Source organism: Methanocalculus pumilus (assembly GCF_055382585.1).
Map to the genome: position 1 here is coordinate 342,979 of NZ_AP042393.1, position 18,126 is coordinate 361,104.

An 18,126-nucleotide genomic window follows, 5' to 3' on the forward strand; every position below is an offset into this window, starting at 1 on the left:
AAAACCCTTGAGCGGGGCGTGAAAGTGAACTTCAAACGGCTTATTGCAGAAGAGGAACGAGTATCTTCATGGCGCCTCTCATCTCGTTCCGCGAACATACTGGCACAGGGGGTATTTTATGCAGATACAGGCACTTCTCATAGATCTTGACGGGGTGCTGGCAGTCGGCGGCGTGCCGATCCCCGGCGCACCTGAGGCCATCCACTGGCTTGAAGATCAGAGAATCCCCCATCGGTTCGTCTCGAACTCGACCCAGCGGAGCAGGAGGCAGATTGCGGAGCGGCTCAACCAGGCCGGGTTCAGTATACGAGTCGATCAGATCGCAACCCCGGTCGTTTCTGCACTCCGGCTCCTTGAAGAGAAAGGTATCAGCGCCTGCCGCCTCCTGATGACAGATGCCGCAAGATCGGAGTTTTCCGAGGCGGGGATCACCGAAGCCCCGGCTGGCGCAGAAGCCGTGATCATCGGTGATGCAGGATCAGGGTTCACCTTCAGCGTCCTGAATGAGGCGTTCCGCGAGATCAACGATGGTGCCCTCTTCATCGCCCTTGAGCGGGACCGGTACTGGATGGCTGAAGACGGCCTCACTCTTGCTGCCGGACCGTTTGTCGCGGCACTTGAGTATGCCACCGGAAGAACCGCAATGGTGATGGGCAAGCCCTCGCCTGATGCTTTCCTCTCCGCATGTACGATGATGGGTGCAGAGCCTGGGAAGACTGCGATGATTGGGGACGATATCAGAACAGATGTGGGTGGTGCACAGAACGCAGGGCTTGTTGGAGTACTTGTAAAAACCGGTAAATATTCGCCTGTGGTTGTGCGGGAGTCGGGGGTTCAACCGGATATGATCCTGCCTTCAATAGCGCATCTGAAGGAGTTGTTTGGCAAATAATTATGGTAAAATATTATATATAGTAAACACTCCTTATCCCTCCTCATGCCCGGTGAGGTATCCGGTGTTCCACAGGTCTGCATGAGCTTTGTTCTTCGCCATCAGCAGCGGGTGGATTCCCTCTATGCTTCGGGGGTGAAGACAGGTGAACAAGATCCTTCTTCATTCCCTTCCCCTGATGAAGAGAGACGGATCCGGCACCTCTCGCGTTCCTGTTATATCCCGGCAACAGAATGCCTGATCCGGATGATGGATGAAGGCTTCAGCTGCGGCCTGCTGTTGTCGGCTGTCCTCCTTGAATACCTGGAGGGATCTGAGCCGGATCTCTGCGATCTGCTCCGGGATGCCGCCAGCCACAGGCAGGCAGAACTCCTGACCGAATCGTACTATTGTTCTGTAGTGGCTCTCTTCGGGGAGGTTGAGGAGTACCAGCACCAGGTTGAGATGCACCAAAGAGCGATGGAGGACTTTTCCGGACAAAGGCCGACGATACTGGTTGCAACCGATTCGATATTCAACTGGACTGTGATCACAGCAGCAACGAAGATGGGCATCCCGGCTGTCTATACCGATGTGTTTGGGAAAAACACTCCTTTTATAGATCCCCTGAAGAGTTATCAGGCTGGTGGGATGCCTGTTTTAATCAGGCATTGCGAACTTTCGGATGATATCGCCCTTCGGTGGGGAGAGGTGGACTGGGTACATCATCCCCTCTCTCCTTGTACTTATGCCGGCTGGCTCTCCGAAATCAGGGAGGGTATCGCCCATATTATGGTCGATATGGAGGTTTTTGGTGGTCGTTTCCAGCAAGAAACAGGTATATTCGCATTTCTTGAAGGATTACCCGCAGCACTCCATGATACTGGCGTCCGCAGTATCCTGCCTTCGGAGGCGGCCGCACAGGCCATTTCACCGGATCAGATCCCGGATGAACTTATCGAAACCGCATCGGGTGCATGGCCGGTCAATATGATGCAATGCACAGCTCTTGAGGCTCTCAAGGCTGCGGGACGGTGGGTTCCAGACAGAACGACCCTCCGGCGTTTCCAGGCACGTGATCACTTCTCGCAGATGGCAACCACATCAGGATCATGCGGGATGTTGACAGATCACCGGACACAGGCGGATGCGTACCGGTACTTTTCTGATTATATCGCGGCTCTTTGTAGATTTGAAGAGGATCAGATCGGTTTTGTCAGGGCAAAGACCGCTGCCCGCATTCTCCGCTGCATTCCCCCAAATCAGGCATTCCATTTCTGCACCCCATATCACAGGGAGGGCTTCTCTGCCCATTCACTGGAAGAGTTTGTCAAACTTCTCGATGTGGCAACTGATGAATGCATTCTCCACCATTGCGAGCGCCTGGATTTTGAACACTGGATACGGGATGTGATCCATGACACAAAACTTGCCGACGCGATCCATCCGCTGACGGATCGTGAGGATATACAGAAAGCAGTTATAGAGAGGATTCAGTTCTTATGGAATCGCTTAAAATAGCTTTCTTTGCCTGGGAATCCGTCTATACGGAGAAGGTTGGCGGGCTCGCCCCGGCTGCAACATATCTTGCCGAAGAGCTGGCGAAAACACATGAGATTCACTACTTTACGAGAGGAAAAGAGGATTTTACAAAGAATGGCGTACACTTCCACTCCCTCTCCCCACACCAGACCGATATTCTCTCCCATTGCAGGGAGATGAGCGAAGAGGCAATAAAACGGTTCCTCGAGTTTGACGACCCTCCCTTTGACCTGCTCCATTTCCATGACTGGCATTTTTACCAGACACTCCGGCAGTTCCAGGACCGGGTGACTGTTCTCACGTTCCATTCAACAGAGTATGGAAGAAACGGGGGTTCTTTTGGTGGATGGAAAGAATTTATCGAGATATCCGGGATCGAACGTTCGATGGCCTCCCTTGCCCGCGAGATCATAACTGTCTCAAAGGTGATGAAAGTGGAACTTATGTGGCTCTATGATGTTCCTGATTGGAAGATATCCATCATTCCGAATGGGACAGATCCGTCTCTCTACATGCTGGATGTTGTCCCCGGGCTCATCAAACAAAGATATGGAATCCATAAACTCGCCCCGCTCGTCCTCTTTGTCGGCCGTATCGGATGGCAGAAAGGCCCGGATATCCTGCTTGATGCAATCCCGCACGTGCTTGCCAAAAGGGAGGATGTCAGGTTCATCTTCGCAGGCAAAGGTGATATGCTGCCTGTCCTGCAGGAACGATCGCGTGGCCTTCCGGTACAATTTACCGGCTATGTCTCTGATCTCGAACATCTCGAACTCCTGAATGCGGCTGACCTTATCTGTATCCCGAGCAGAAACGAACCCTTCGGCCTCGTGCTCACCGAAGCATGGAGTGCCGGTAAGGGAGTGGTTGCATCTGATGTGGGCGGCCTCTCGATGAACATCGAGAACCTTGTCGATGGGATTAAGGTACCTCCGGCACCTGAGCCGATTGCATGGGCGATCTGCTACTCGCTCAACAATCCGGATTTCCTCATCTCAATGGGGATTGCAGGCAGGCAGAAGGTGATGGATCAGTTTAACTGGAAGAGGGTGACAGAGAAGCTCAACCATGTATATGTGAAGGTGCTTAAGCCTCCACTATGCTGATTCTGGGGGACTATGGTCATGGATGGGAGAAACCTGACCGATTATGATATCTATCTCTTTAAGGAGGGATCACACGCCCGCATCTATGAGTGCCTTGGATCGCATCCCTCACGGGGCGGGGTGCACTTCTCAGTATGGGCTCCCGAAGCCCGGAGCGTATCTGTTATAACAGATCAGAATAACTGGACACCTGGTATTGATCCCCTCTCCCCTCGCTGGGACAGCTCGGGGATCTGGGAGGGGTCAGTTGATGAGATTGAGATCGGCTCGATCTACAAGTATGCAATAGAAACATCATCCGGGAAGGTACTCTTCAAAGGCGATCCTCTCTGCTTTGCCTGGGAAGAGCCTCCAAAGACAGCTTCCAGGATCACCTCCCTCTCCTATGCCTGGGGGGATCGGGCATGGATGGAGGAGCGCATCTCCACAAATGCTCTTGATGCCCCCCTTTCGATCTATGAACTCCATATCGGATCGTGGCGGCGTGTCCCCGAAGATGGGGGGCGGATGCTCGGGTACCGGGAGATGGCTCCACTCCTCTCGGAATATATCCATGAGATGGGGTTTACCCATGTCGAGTTCCTGCCGGTGATGGAACACCCGTTCTATGGATCGTGGGGCTACCAGACAACCGGATACTTCGCGCCCACGGCCAGATACGGCCCGCCTGAAGACCTGATGTACCTGATCGATCACCTTCACCAGAACGGAATCGGTGTGATTCTGGACTGGGTCCCCTCTCATTTCCCCTCGGATTCCCATGCGCTTGCCCTCTTTGACGGGTCGCATTGTTATGAACACGCCGACCCGAAACAGGGGTTCCACCCGGAATGGCAGAGCTGTATCTTTAATTATGGTCGGAACGAGGTTCGTTCCTTCCTCCTCTCCAGTGCCCGGTTCTGGCTTGATCGCTATCATGCAGATGGCCTGAGAGTGGATGGGGTTGCCTCGATGCTCTACCTCGATTATGCCCGGACTTCAGGTGAATGGGTGCCGAATATGTTTGGCGGAAAAGAGAATCTGGAGGCAATACGGTTTCTGCGATCACTGAATGAGACGGTCTATGGTGCGTTTCCTGATGTTCAGATGATCGCAGAAGAGTCAACGGCATGGCCGATGGTCACCCGCCCGACTTTTGCAGGGGGCCTCGGATTTGGCCTGAAATGGAATATGGGATGGATGCATGATACGCTTCAGTACATGAAGAGAGACCCGATCCACCGGCGGCATCATCATGATAACCTGACCTTCTCGATCATCTATGCATTCACTGAAAACTATCTCCTCCCGCTCTCCCATGATGAGGTGGTCTATGGCAAGGGGTCGCTGATCAAAAAGATGCCCGGCGACTGGTGGCAGCAGTTTGCTAATCTCAGGCTTCTCTATGGGTATATGTACACCCATCCGGGCCGAAAGCTCCTCTTTATGGGGGATGAATTTGCCCAGTTGCGTGAATGGGATCACGAATCAAGCCTCGACTGGCATCTCCTCTCTGGTGACATGCACAGGGGTATCAGAACATTAGTTGCAGATCTCAACCATCTCTACCGGAGTGAACCTTCGCTTCATCGTGCTGATGACAGAAGTGAAGGATTCTCATGGATCGATCACGGTGATTGGGAACAGAGCGTGATTGCATATCTCAGGAGAGCCGATGCAGAAGCCCCGGTTGCCTGTATCTGCAATTTTACACCGGTTCCCAGGTATGGATACCGGATCGGTGTGCCTGAAGGGGGTTTGTGGAAAGAGGTGATCAACACCGATTCGGGCTTCTATGGTGGGAGCAACTGCGGGAATAACGGTTCTGTGATGGCAGACGATTGGCCGTGGCATAACTCCCCATACTCCCTCTCCCTTACACTCCCGCCGCTTGGAGCCATAATTCTCAGACCACAGAGAGGTGGATCATGAGCCGTTTTGCCTGTATCCATGGCCATTTCTATCAGCCCCCACGGGAGAACCCCTGGTTCGAGAGGATAGAGGTACAGGATTCGGCATACCCGTACCATGACTGGAACGAGCGGATCACCGCCGAATGCTATGCGCCAAACTCCGCCGCCAGGATCCTCGATGAAGATGGCCTGATCACGAGAATAGTGAACAATTATTCCATGATCAGCTATAATGCAGGCCCCACACTCCTCTCATGGCTTGAGGATAATCACCCAAATACCTATCTTGCACTCATTGAAGCCGACTGGATTGGATCGAACCATTTCAGGGGGCATGGCCCCGCAATCGCCCAGTGTTACAATCATATGATCATGCCGCTTGCAAACAAACGCGATAAAGAAACCCAGGTCCGCTGGGGTGTAGAGGACTTCCTTGACCGGTTCGGGAGGGAGCCTGAAGGGATGTGGCTCCCTGAAATGGCGGTCGATCTGGAGACGCTTCGTATCATGGCAGCTGAAGGAATCCGGTACGTGATCCTGGAACCCCACCAGGTGGCCAGGGTGAGAGACCAGAATGGCACGTGGACCTCTCTTACCGGTGGATGGATCGATCCGAAGGTGCCATACCGGGTGGATCTGGGTGAAGGGCAGGATATTGCGGTTTTTCTCAATGATGTTGGCATTGCCCACGAGGTGGCATTTGGCAACCTTCTTGTGGACGGACACAGGCTTTTGGCACGCCTTGCCGGGGCATTTGACGGAAGGGATGAGGATCAGCTCGTACACTTTGCAATTGACGGGGAGACCTATGGGCATCACTTCCGTTTCGGTGAGATGGCGCTTGCATACTGCCTCTCACGGATCAGAGAAGAGGGCATACAACTGACGGTCTATGGCGAATACCTCTCCCTGCATCCCCCTCTTCAGGAGATAGAGATCAGGGAGAATACCGCATGGAGCTGCCCGCATTCGCTCTCCCGTTGGAAAGGTGGATGCACCTGTTCAACAGGTGCCCATCCCGGCTGGTCATTTGAGTGGAGAAAGTATCTCCGCCGTGCATTCGATCTCCTCCGCGATCGTGCCTGCATCCATTATGAGCGTGTTGCATCCCCGCTCCTCCTGGATCCATGGGCTGCGAGGAATGAATACATCAGTATCATCAATGACCGGAGCCGGCATATGAGAGGGGCGTTCTTTGAAAAACACGCCTCTCACTCCCTGGATGACGAAGAGCAGGTTCTTCTGCTCGAACTCCTTGAGATGCAACGAAACCTGATGCTGATGTATACCAGCTGCGGTTGGTTCTTTGATGATATCGCCGGAATAGAGGCGGTACAGGTGATGTGGTATGCGGCACGGGCACTTCAGCTCTATCATTCAACAGGTGGTGACGATCCAACTGCCGATCTCCTCTCTATTCTTGCCCAGGCAAAAGCAAATACCACCGGCTATTCCGATGGCGCCTCGGTATGGCAAAGCCGTGTTCTTCCGCATGTGACGGATCTGAGGAAGGTGTGTGGACACTTTGCACTCACGTCGCTCTTCTGCCCCTATCCTGATACAAGCATGCACGCAATCTACAGGGTGACCCGGTTTTTGGATTGTCGGGAGCAGGAAGAGCAGCGGCGGATTGCTGTGGGGACAGCCAGGGTCCAGTCACTCCTGACATGTGAATCAAAGGAATTCATCTATGCGGCAGCCTATCCCGGAGGCCCGAATCTTCTTGCAGGTGTTGCGCCATATGCGGGCGAGAAGGCGTTCTACGAGATCCGCGATGCGGTATGTGCTGCCTGGCGTGATCCGGCATCTTCATTCTATGATGAGCTCACGCGCTGGTTTGGCGAGGGGTGCATCCGGGGGAGAGATCTTCTCCGCGATGAAGCCCGCACAATTGTCAGTCTGATCTTAAATGCCAGTATCGGGAGGATTGAAGATTCATTTCAGGATATCTATAGTCGGTATCTTCCACTGATGGAGGCGATGCATATGCTGGAGATGCCAATCCCAGCCGCAATAGCAGGTCCGGTAGGGCATATTCTAAACCGCGACCTCATCGTAGCCCTTGAGAGTGAATGCCCCGATCCAGTGGAGCTGTCCCGCATCTCCGATGCCATGCAACGTTTTGCAATCCCTCCTGAAAAGGAGAAGATATCGATGGTAGCAGGATCCCGCCTCTGCATTCTCCTTCAGGATCTCCTGGGCAGTCCCGGAGATGCCTCCATTATGGCATCGATACTCGGGATTCTGAATATCATAACTGCCCTCTCCCTCAACCCGTCTCTTTGGGAGGCGCAGAACGCATTTATTCAATTGAGGGATGCATATATGCCGGTTGGGAATGGAAAACCAGGAGATCGCCGGTACCATTCGCTTCCCGAACAGATAGAGGAGATCGGGCGGTTCCTCGGGGTGAAGATATGAACTCCCGCCGAAGAAGCGGCGTAATCCTTCCGGTATCCGCTCTCCCCTCACCACATGGGATCGGTGACTTCGGCCCTGCTGCAACAGGCTTTATCGATCACCTCAGGAGCGCCCGCTTGGGAATCTGGCAGGTTCTTCCCCTGCACCCGGTTGGCCCCGACGGATCGCCATACTATGCGAACTCCTCATTTGCAGGAAATCCGCTCCTGATCAGCCTTTCGGCTCTTGCGGATGAGGATCTGATAACCGGGGAAGAATGCAGACTTGCTGCACTCCCGGTTGATCGGGTACGCTACTATGAAGCAGAAGAAGCTCGGAAACTCCTCCTTGGCCGTGCAGTGGAGCGGGCTTTGAAAGGGGGCTTCCGGGAGGAAGTCGAGGATTTTTCTGCTCAAAACAAGGAATGGCTGCCAGATTATGCCCTCTTCTGCATCCTTAAGGAACGCCACAATGGTCTGCCCTGGATCTTGTGGGATCGCCTGTTTCGTATCAGGGACAGACTGGCACTTGGGGAGGCAGAAGAGCGGTACGTGGATAAAATACAGAAGATAGAGGTGATCCAGTGGCTCTTTACCAGGCAATGGGACGCGCTTCGATCTCATGCAGGATCAAATGGGATCCAAATTCTCGGAGATATGCCCATATATCCCACCCACGACAGCGCGGATGTATGGGCCCATCAACACCTCTTCTGCCTGGATGCCGATGGCACACCGATCGATGTTGCAGGTGTTCCTCCCGATTATTTCAGCAGAACCGGACAACGCTGGGGCAATCCCCTCTACCGCTGGGAAGAGCACCAGCAGGAGGGATTCTCCTGGTGGCTCTCAAGGATTGGGCGGGCCCTCTCCCTCTACGATCTGGTACGAATCGATCACTTCCGGGGGCTCTCGGCATACTGGGCAATACCGAACGAGTGCCGGACTGCTGTAAAAGGCCGCTGGCTCCCCGCTCCGGGAGAAGCGCTCATTGATGCCATCAGGAAGAGATTTGGGGATGATAATCTGATCGCTGAGGACCTCGGGGTGATCGATCAACCGGTACGCACCCTGATGAAGCGGGCGAATATCCCGGGGATGCGGGTTCTCCAGTTTGCTTTTGGCGGGGAGACGGACAATCCCCATCTCCCTTTTAATCATCCTGAGAATGCGGTTGCCTATACCGGGACCCATGATAATCCCCCGGTGAAAGGCTGGTTTGTGGATGATGCAACCAAAGCTGAGCGTTCATACCTCAACCGGTATGCAGGCAGGGTAATTGAAAAAGATGAAGTGTCAGATCTCTTCATAAGGCTTGCATTCTCGTCAGTTGCCAGGTATGCGATCATTCCCATCCAGGATCTCCTGAACCTTGGGTCAGAGGCACGCATGAATCGTCCGGGAACAGAAAAAGGGAACTGGCTCTGGCGTCTTCATAAGGACTGGCCTGCTGAAGAGACCGCCATACGCCTGCGCCAGTATACTGAAACATATGGACGTCTGGAATGAGAGGATCTGTACAATCACATAAGTACCTGAATCGATCAATAGAAGGCTGATGATCCATGGTGAATTGACAGGTGAGCGGCTCTTCACTCTTCCGGATCGAATCTCCGGGCTGGGCGAACTTGCCTATAACCTCTGGTGGAGCTGGCACCCCGAGGCCAGAACGCTTTTCAAACAGCTGAACTGGGAGGCATGGCGTGAAAGCGTGCATAATCCCGTCAGGATGCTTCGGGAGATCCCATACAGGTATCTTGAGGCCGCAAGTAAAAATCCCCGGTATCTCCGTGACTATGATATCATTATGGCGAGGCTTGAATCCTATATGCGGCAGAGGAAGGGATGGTTTGGGGAACATTACCAGAAAGGCCCGTTCAATATCGCGTACTTCTCCGCCGAGTACGGCCTTCACCATTCGCTTCCCTTTTATGCCGGAGGACTGGGTTTTCTTGCAGGCGATCACCTGAAGGAGTGTTCTGACCTGAATGTGCCGGTTGTCGGGATTGGGTTTATGTACTCACAGGGATACCTCCATCAGCATATCCGTGTTGATGGATGGCAGGAGGAGATCACCCTCCCATTAAACCGCGATCTCACGCCGATCAAACGGGTACGGGATGAACACGGGAGACACCTGATCATCAAGGTGCCTGACATCGATCCGGCGATCTATGTTGCCGTATGGAGGGTTGATGTCGGGAGGGTCCCGCTCTATCTTCTTGATACCGATATACCGAAGAATGATCCAAAGAGGCGCAGTATCTCCTCACACCTCTATACAGGTGACCGGGAGATGCGGCTCTTACAGCAGATTGTCCTTGGCATCGGTGGCCGCCATCTCCTCAGAATGCTTGGAATCAACGTATCAGGAATCCATCTGAATGAGGGGCACTCTGCGTTTGCTCTCCTCGAACTTGCACGTGAACATGTGGAAGAGGGTGTACCCGTGCATGAGGCCTTTGAAAAAATCCGCGGGCTCACTCTCTTCACCACCCATACGCCGGTTCCTGCCGGACATGATATCTATGATCCTGTGCTGGTCGAACGTCATCTGGGCCACTACATTCAGGCGCTTGGTATCACGCGGGATGAGTTCCTGGCGCTGGGTAGGCACCCGGTTCGTCCGAATGAGGGCTTCAACATGACTGCCCTTGCACTCCGGCTCTCCAGGTTCCATAATGCAGTTTCACGCCGGCATGCCGGGGTGACACGGGATATGTGGAGATCCTGCTGGCCGGATCGGAATGATGATGAGATACCGATTGACGCGATCACAAACGGGGTGCATCTTCCCACCTGGCTCAACCCCAGGATGGAGATGCTCCTAAACGGCTATTTCACCCGGATATGCCCTCATTGGCAGCACGAGCATGATAACAGGGAGATCTGGGAGGTGGTCGATGAGATCCCCGATCGTGAACTATGGGAGCTGCATATGAGGCTGAAGATAAAACTCTTCAACAGGATACGTGAATATAAACGGAGAAAATGGGCGCAGGGGATGGAGGGACCTGAGAACCTTGTGGCTGAAGGGATGCTCCTCAACCCGAGTGTTCTCACAATCGGGTTTGCCCGCCGTTTTTCGACCTATAAAAGGGCCGATCTCCTCCTTCATGATGTATCCCGCCTTGCCAGCATCCTGAATAACCCCTGGTATCCTGTTCAGATCGTATTTGCCGGAAAAGCGCATCCCGATGATCAAGAGGGGAAGAAGATTCTGCAGCGGATCTATCAGCTTGCCGAAAAGCCCGAGATAGCCGGTAGGATTGCTGTCATCGAAAATTATGGCGAGCAGATTGCACAGTATATGGTTCATGGCGTTGATGTCTGGCTGAACACCCCTCTCCCACCGATGGAAGCTTCAGGGACGAGCGGAATGAAGGCGGCAATGAACGGGGTGCTGCACTGCAGTATCCTGGATGGATGGTGGTGTGAAGGGTATAACGGCAGAAACGGATGGGTGTTTGGAGCTGGCGAGGTGAAAGGGGATCGGACACCACAGGATGCTGATGAACTCTACCGGCTCATCGAGAGTGAGATAGCGCCGCTCTATTATACAAGGTCAATGGATGGCATACCTCATGGATGGGTGGCAATGATGAAAGAGTCTATGAAGACCATACCTCCGGTCTTTTCAGCACGCCGGATGGTGAAAGAATATGTCCATAATTATTATCCGCTGATGATGGAGTGTGCAGAGAAGAATCTCTGTACTATTCGCTGATTTGAAAAGAGTGGTGGAAGAGGTCAGAATCAGACTATCAAAGAGGCACCCCGGATCAGGCGATGATGATCCGGCCGGGCGGGGAGGGATAGCGCTCTCTCTCCTGAACCTGCTGCATGCCTCTCTGCTGCAGAATGGCAGTGTTGTTCTGGATCTTCTCTGCATAGTACTCTGCCCTGCGGGCGAGATAGATGAAGGTCATCTCTGTCATGATCTCTTCTTTTGGGTGACGATATGAATATCCTCCGGGCGGGGCGCGAAAGTGAAGACTGGTGGCAACAGCCTGCATAGAAAGCCCGTTCTCTCCTTGAAATATGAGAATGTCTTGTTTCCGTCTCTTTTGATCCCCCAAAACAAGCCTTTTTCATCCTGTCAATCGAATACATCATGATTTCAAATGCTCGTTATAGAAGACCTTCATGTCGAGGTTGAGGGGAGAGAGGTACTCCACGATATCAATCTCACGATAAAGGAGGGAGAGACGCATGTCCTCATGGGGCCGAATGGCTCCGGGAAGACGACCCTTCTCCGTGCGATCATGGGCTTTGACAGCTCGCGCATCACGGAAGGCTCGCTCATTTATAAGGATCATGATATTACCCATGTCCCGATTCATGAACGGGCACGCCTTGGGATCGGCCTCCTCTTCCAGCGCCCTCCGACTGTATCGGGACTGAAACTCGGGAAGCTGCTTTCGGTCACCTCCGGCGGCGACACTGAGCGTGTCGATGAGTATGCACGGCATATGAATATGGATACCTTCCTTGAGCGGGATATCAACAAGGGGTTCTCCGGCGGTGAGATCAAGCGGAGTGAGGTCCTGCAGCTGATGATCCAGCAACCCGATCTTGTGATGCTCGATGAGCCGGAGAGCGGTGTTGATCTTGAGAACATGACTCTTGTTGGAAACGCGATCGCTGCCCTTGTCGAGAAGGATAAGCATATCGTGAACCGGAAGAAGAGCGGCCTGATCATCACCCATACCGGATATATCCTCGATTATATCGATGCGGATTTCGGGCATGTGATGTGTGAGGGCACCTTCAAATGCCATGGCAACCCGCGTGAGATCTTAAAAAGCGTCCAGAGTAAAGGATACAAGGAGTGTATCGAATGCCAGAGAGTATGAAGGGATATTCAGATCTCGGAGAGGATGATCTGAAGCGGATCGAGATGACCGGTCTTCAGACGGGATCCCTTGAAGGGAGATCCGGGAGTTTCCTCCAGGTGGATGAGCATATCCACCATGCCTCAACCGATACGAAAGGCATTGAGATCCTGGCTCTCTCAGATGCGCTTGAAAAGTATGCGTGGCTTGAAGACTATTACTGGAAGGCGGTGCCGCGTGACAAGGACGAGATTACGCAGTATGTTGCCGCCCGTGAACCGAAAGGCTATGTCATCATTGCACGGAAAGGCAGCCAGACCACCTTCCCCCTTCAGACATGCCTCTTTCTGGCAAAAGATGACATCCAGTATGTCCACAATATCATCATCGCCGAAGAGGGTGCCGAGCTCCACCTGATAGCCGGCTGTGCCAGCTCGATGAAGACGAAGAACGGTGCACATTACGGGGTGACCGAGATCTATGTCGGGAAAGATGCAAAGGTCACCTCCACGATGATCCATACCTGGGGTGAATCGATCGAGGTCTATCCCCGGAGTGTGGCAATTGTTGAGGAGCGGGGTATCTTCCTCTCGAACTACGTCTGCATGGTTCCGGCAAAGAAGGTGCAGATGTACCCGACAGCAGAACTCAGGGGAGATGGTGCAGTTGCACGATTCTCGAGTATCATGCTTGCAACGCCCGGCTCCCATCTCGATACCGGCTCCCGTGCCATCCTCTCTGCGAAGGGTGCAACGGCTGAACTGATCACACGGGCAATAACTACCGGCGGCACCATCATCTCACGTGGCCATATCCTCGGTTCTGTGAAGGATACAAAGGGCCATATCGAGTGCCGGGCATTAATCCTCAAAGATGGAATCATCCATGCGATCCCCGAGATTGAAGGGCGGGTTGTGGACTGTGAACTCTCTCATGAAGCAGCAGTCGGCAAGATTGCACGGGATGAGATCGAGTACCTGATGGCACGGGGCCTCGATGAGGACGAAGCGACTGCAACGATCATCCGCGGATTCCTTGATGTGAAGATCAGCGGCCTTCCCGAAAGCCTCCAGACCCAGATCGATGCTGCAATTGACGCGGCCGAGAAGGGATTCTGAGATGGATGACCCGTTTGTCTCAGATCGGCGATCAATGGTCAACGACCAGATCCGATCCCGCGGGATAACAGACGAACGGGTTCTTGTTGCAATGGAAGAGGTGCCCCGCCACCTCTTTGTTCCTCCTGATCTTGAGAGGGATGCATACCGCGATCACCCGCTCCCGATCGGGCATGGCCAGACCATCTCCCAGCCCTATATCGTTGCCGGGATGACCGCGCTTCTCCAACTGAAGCCGGGTGACTCCGTCCTTGAGATCGGGACCGGAAGCGGGTACCAGGCAGCACTGATCGCCGTAATTACCGGTCATGTCATCTCTATTGAGCGTATCACGGAGGTTGCCCGGCGGGCAGAGGAGAATCTCAGGCGGGCAGAAATTGATGGTGTCAGAATCGTTATCCGTGACGGGACCGCCGGGTACCCGGAAGAAGCCCCCTATGATGCCATTCTGGTGACCGCAGCTGCCCCCTCTCTCCCGTCTCCGCTTCTCTCCCAGCTGGCGGATGGCGGACGCCTTGTGGCACCTGTCGGGGATCGAAATATCCAGCATCTTATCAGGATCACGCGCCATGGTGATGAATTCGAGAGAGAAACATTTGAGCCGGTCAGGTTTGTACCGCTTATCGGAGAGTACGGGTGGCAGAATGAAGATCTATGATGCAACCCATCCTCTCTCAGTAGAGGGGTATCGATATCCCGGCGATCCACCGGTTGAATTTAAGCCTGAAGAGGAAGGTGGGATCCGGATTACCGGAATCGGCATGGGAAGCCATTCCGGCACCCATATCGATGCACCTCTTCACTATCTTCCGGATGGGCAGTCGATCGACCAGATCCCGCCAGATCTCTGTATGGGTCCATGTCTTGTATTGAATACTCCAAAAGGCCCGCTTTCAGGGGATATCACGGAAGCCCTCCCGGCCGGAACAAGCCGCCTGATCCTCCGCTCAGGCTGGTCTCCCACATATCCTGATGAGTATGGGTACCTGACCGAAGAGGCTGCCCGCTGTATGGTGGAGCGGGGCATATCGGTGACTGGAACCGATGCCCCGTCGATTGAATCCCCGGAGGGTGACGGCTCGGTTCACCGGATCCTTCTCCGTGCTGGTGTGGTGATCATCGAACTCCTCAGGCTGGACGCTATCCCGGAAGGAGTATATATGATGGTTGCCCTGCCTTTACTATTGAAGGGTATCGACGGATCACCGGCTCGGGTGCTCCTCATTGATTCTGAAGAGATGATGCCATGACAGTCATTCACGATGCAGTACACAAACTCAAAGAAAAGCTTGAGGGGAGCGGTTGCGACGATGGGGTCGTCTCCCTCTGGATAAACTCCGATGTGCCGGTATGCCAGTATCCAAAAGGCGTCTGCCTCGAGGCTGTGTATGGCGGAAGGACAGCAGAGATGGTGACGACAGATCCGCTTGAAACCAAGACGAAGGTCTCATTCCTGTATGGGGCGCCACTGAAGAAACTGAAGACACGGGCGGCGGCCGCAGCAATCATCAATGTTGTCACAGGGTTTGCCTGTATATCACGCAAACTCCATGCATGCTCCCCCTCGGATCGCCTGGAATGCCAGGAGCTCCTCCAGAGGTTTTATGATTCCGGAAAGATCTATCCTGTCGGGGATCTCAACCTTATCCCGGATCTCTTCCCCGGGAGGATCGTCGATCGTCCGGAGGATGCGGATATCATCATCATCGCCGGCGACGGTTTTATCACCGATGAAGGGATTGCTATTCAGGAAGAGTTCCTTGAGACGAAAGAGATCGTCTATATGGGTCCGTCGACCGCAGGAGTGGCCACACTCCTCGATCTGAAACACTGGTGCCCGTTTGGCAGATGAGTAACCATAATACCATCAAAATCACATCTTCAGTATGCTCTTTGGTTCATCCGGTATCAGGATGCAGTATGGGAGAACCCTCCTTGATCTCTCTCTCAGGGCTGGCGCCTCTCTTGGTGCCGGCAGGAAATGTGTGGTTCTCGGGAGTGATACACGGACCACACGGGATATTCTTACCCAATCCCTCATCTCCGGTATCCTCTCCTCCGGGGCGGATGTCATCGCCGGCGGCATCGCACCGACACCGACTGTCGCCTATGCAGCACGGGAAGCCGATGCAGCCTGCATGGTGACCGCATCGCATAATCCTGAGATATATAACGGACTGAAACTCTTTAATCCGGATGGCTCATCCTTTACCATTGCCCAGCAGAAGCAGATGGAGGAGTCACTTGAGAACCCTGGCTGGACGGACTGGGAGGCCATTGGCTCCCGGAGAGATGCGGATATCATAACACCCCACTCCGATGTCATACTCGCGTCTCTCTCACCTCAGGAAGGCATGACGGTTGTGCTGGACTGCGGTGGAGGGGCGGGATCCCAAATAACCCCCTCCCTTCTGGATGAGGCAGGCCTGAAGACCGTCTGCCTCAACTGCGATCCAACGGGAACCTTCCCCCGCCCCTCAGAACCCCTCCCCGAAAACCTCTCCTATATGCCTGCGATCATCAGGAAATCAGGCGCTTCATGCGGTATTGCCCATGATGGCGATGCGGATCGGTGTGTTGCTTTTGATAACCGGGGCCGGTTTGTTTCAGGTGAACACCTCCTGATGCTCTTTGCCCGGTATCTCGATCTCCATGAGGTGGTCACCACAGTCGATGCCTCGATGGCGATAGAGGAGGTTGCGACTGTCAGGCGCACACCTGTCGGGGACAGCTATGTCTCCGAAGCCCTCCTCTCCTGGGGGAGCCTCGGGGGCGAGCCCTCGGGAAGCTGGATCTTCCCCGCCCACTCCCTCTGCCCTGATGGGATCTATGCCGCAGCCCTCTTCTGCGAGATTGCCGGTGAATGGGATGTTGCCGAAGAAGTCGATACCATGCCGGTTTATCCGATCCTTCGATCATCTCTTGCGACTATGCATGGTGAAGCAGCACTCCGATCTCTTGGCGCGGAGGTGCCAACAGATGGCATCCGGGTTGAGCAGGAAGATGGCTGGTACCTGATCCGGGCAAGCGGAACTGAACCAAAGGTGAGGGTGACTGCAGAAGGAAAGACAAAGGATATCGCAGAGAAACTCCTCTCTGAAGGAGAGGATCGATTGAAAAAAGTACTTGGGGAGGTCTCCTGATGGAACCGGTAACAGAATGTATTCTTCTTGCGGCAGGCGAAGGGAAGCGGATGCGTCCCCTGACGACCAGCCGTCCAAAGGTGATGATCCCACTCGCCAATCGTCCCATGCTCGAACACCTCATCCTTGCAGCCCATGAGGCTGGGATCAGGCGTTTTATCCTGGTCGTTGGGTATGGCGAACAGGCGGTCAGGGAGTACTTCGGTGATGGAACTGCCCTTGGTGTTGAGATCGACTATGTCGTCCAGAGGCATCAGCTTGGAACCGCCGATGCACTTCGATCAGCAGAGGGGCTCGTATCAGGAAACTTCCTGATGATGAATGGCGATATGATACTCGGATCTGACGAAATCCGGGCGCTCTGTACTATGCAGGTCCCGGCACTTGGCGTCTCGGAAGCCGATCACCCTGAGGAGTACGGGGTGGTTCTGCTTGAGGGTGATCGGGTGGTCAGCCTTGAGGAGAAGTCGAAGAACCCAAAAAGCAGGATGATCAATGCCGGTGCTTATCTCTTCCCTCTTGAGATCTTCGGACGGATCGAAGCAATCGGCCTCTCGCGGCGGGGAGAATACGAATTAACCGACGCATTGATGGAGTATATCAATGAAGGAATGCTCTCTGCTCTCACGCTCCATACGTGGATGGATGTCGGGTATCCCTGGGATATCCTCGCAGCACACGAGCTCCTTCTCACCGATCTGAAGGAAGAGATTGCCGGAACCGTTGAGGAAGGAGCGGTCATCAAGGGTGCGGTTGTCATCGGGGAAGGGACAACCATCAGGTCGGGGAGCTATATCGAAGGCCCCTGCATCATCGGGAAGGACTGTATCATCGGTCCGCATGCCTATATCAGGCCGAAGACTGCGATCGGGGATTCCTGCCATATCGGTCATGCGGTCGAAATCAAGAACTCCGTTATCCTGAATGGAACAAAGATCCCGCATTTTAATTATATCGGTGACAGCGTGATCGGATCCGGGTGCAATTTCGGTGCAGGGACAAAAATTGCCAATCTCAGGCACGACTCCGGCATCGTGCAGGTCGGAGGAGTCATGACCGGAAGAAAGAAGTTCGGTGCAGTCATCGGGGATGATGTCCTCTTTGGGATCAACTGTTCGGTGAATACCGGCTCGAGTATCGGATCCGGGTGCAGGATTGCGCCCCATTCATTTGTCGAGGGTGTGTGTGATGATGAGACGATCGTGTCGAGGTGAGCGTGG

The 18,126-nt window shown here is 54.0% G+C and carries 15 protein-coding genes; 14 read left to right on the plus strand and 1 reads right to left on the minus strand.

Annotated elements, in window-relative coordinates; translation table 11 throughout:
• Positions 1-118 precede the first annotated feature (118 nt).
• From ACZ44I_RS01755 to glgP, 7 genes are read left to right on the plus strand one after another with little or no spacing between them, the layout of a single operon-like run.
• Positions 119-892 (plus strand): TIGR01458 family HAD-type hydrolase, encoded by a 774-nt coding sequence (locus tag ACZ44I_RS01755; RefSeq protein WP_464549264.1) that lies wholly within the window; start codon positions 119-121, stop codon positions 890-892.
• A gap of 45 nt (positions 893-937) precedes the next feature.
• Positions 938-2,392, plus strand: a complete 1,455-nt coding sequence (locus tag ACZ44I_RS01760; protein WP_464549262.1) for a hypothetical protein — start codon at positions 938-940, stop codon at positions 2,390-2,392.
• The gene (locus ACZ44I_RS01765; RefSeq protein WP_464549260.1) at positions 2,374-3,519 is read left to right on the plus strand and encodes a glycosyltransferase family 4 protein; all 1,146 of its coding nucleotides are present in this window, start codon (positions 2,374-2,376) and stop codon (positions 3,517-3,519) included. Before ACZ44I_RS01760 ends, ACZ44I_RS01765 begins: the two co-directional genes overlap by 19 nt.
• A gap of 18 nt (positions 3,520-3,537) precedes the next feature.
• Complete coding sequence (glgB, locus tag ACZ44I_RS01770; protein ID WP_464549258.1) at positions 3,538-5,430, plus strand: 1,4-alpha-glucan branching protein GlgB; 1,893 nt, start codon at positions 3,538-3,540, stop codon at positions 5,428-5,430.
• Entirely contained in the window at positions 5,427-7,832 is a 2,406-nt protein-coding gene (locus ACZ44I_RS01775) for a DUF3536 domain-containing protein (RefSeq protein ID WP_464549256.1), read from the plus strand. The genes glgB and ACZ44I_RS01775 overlap by 4 nt, the downstream gene beginning before the upstream one ends.
• Entirely contained in the window at positions 7,829-9,319 is a 1,491-nt protein-coding gene (gene malQ / locus ACZ44I_RS01780) for a 4-alpha-glucanotransferase (protein WP_464549254.1), read from the plus strand. The genes ACZ44I_RS01775 and malQ overlap by 4 nt, the downstream gene beginning before the upstream one ends.
• Positions 9,320-9,368: 49 nt before the next feature.
• Positions 9,369-11,537 carry an alpha-glucan family phosphorylase gene (gene glgP / locus ACZ44I_RS01785; protein ID WP_464549252.1) on the plus strand — a complete coding sequence of 723 codons (2,169 nt, stop codon included), beginning with the start codon at positions 9,369-9,371 and terminating at the stop codon, positions 11,535-11,537.
• Positions 11,538-11,592: 55 nt separating this feature from the next.
• On the opposite strand, the gene ACZ44I_RS01790 is transcribed toward glgP, so the two are convergent.
• Complete coding sequence (locus tag ACZ44I_RS01790) at positions 11,593-11,826, minus strand: hypothetical protein (protein ID WP_464549250.1); 234 nt, start codon at positions 11,824-11,826, stop codon at positions 11,593-11,595.
• A 108-nt stretch (positions 11,827-11,934) separates the two neighbouring features.
• On the opposite strand from ACZ44I_RS01790, the gene ACZ44I_RS01795 reads away from it, so the two are divergent.
• Genes ACZ44I_RS01795 through glmU form a run of 7 tightly spaced genes read left to right on the plus strand, consistent with a single transcriptional unit; the run spans position 11,935 to position 18,120 of the window.
• Positions 11,935-12,666: an ABC transporter ATP-binding protein gene (locus ACZ44I_RS01795; protein WP_464549249.1), complete on the plus strand. Its 732-nt coding sequence runs from the start codon at positions 11,935-11,937 to the stop codon at positions 12,664-12,666.
• A complete protein-coding gene (locus ACZ44I_RS01800; RefSeq protein ID WP_464549247.1) occupies positions 12,651-13,763 on the plus strand; it encodes a SufB/SufD family protein in 1,113 nt (370 codons plus the stop codon). Before ACZ44I_RS01795 ends, ACZ44I_RS01800 begins: the two co-directional genes overlap by 16 nt.
• Before the next feature lies 1 nt (position 13,764).
• Positions 13,765-14,421 (plus strand): protein-L-isoaspartate(D-aspartate) O-methyltransferase, encoded by a 657-nt coding sequence (locus tag ACZ44I_RS01805; protein ID WP_464549245.1) that lies wholly within the window; start codon positions 13,765-13,767, stop codon positions 14,419-14,421.
• Positions 14,408-15,013, plus strand: a complete 606-nt coding sequence (locus ACZ44I_RS01810) for a cyclase family protein (protein ID WP_464549243.1) — start codon at positions 14,408-14,410, stop codon at positions 15,011-15,013. Before ACZ44I_RS01805 ends, ACZ44I_RS01810 begins: the two co-directional genes overlap by 14 nt.
• Positions 15,010-15,615 carry a hypothetical protein gene (locus tag ACZ44I_RS01815; RefSeq protein WP_464549241.1) on the plus strand — a complete coding sequence of 202 codons (606 nt, stop codon included), beginning with the start codon at positions 15,010-15,012 and terminating at the stop codon, positions 15,613-15,615. The genes ACZ44I_RS01810 and ACZ44I_RS01815 overlap by 4 nt, the downstream gene beginning before the upstream one ends.
• Before the next feature lie 34 nt (positions 15,616-15,649).
• On the plus strand, positions 15,650-16,906 hold the full coding sequence (locus ACZ44I_RS01820; protein ID WP_464549239.1) for a phosphopentomutase/phosphoglucosamine mutase: 1,257 nt from the start codon (positions 15,650-15,652) through the stop codon (positions 16,904-16,906).
• Positions 16,906-18,120: a bifunctional sugar-1-phosphate nucleotidylyltransferase/acetyltransferase gene (glmU, locus tag ACZ44I_RS01825; RefSeq protein WP_464549237.1), complete on the plus strand. Its 1,215-nt coding sequence runs from the start codon at positions 16,906-16,908 to the stop codon at positions 18,118-18,120. The genes ACZ44I_RS01820 and glmU overlap by 1 nt, the downstream gene beginning before the upstream one ends.
• Positions 18,121-18,126: the final 6 nt, after the last annotated feature.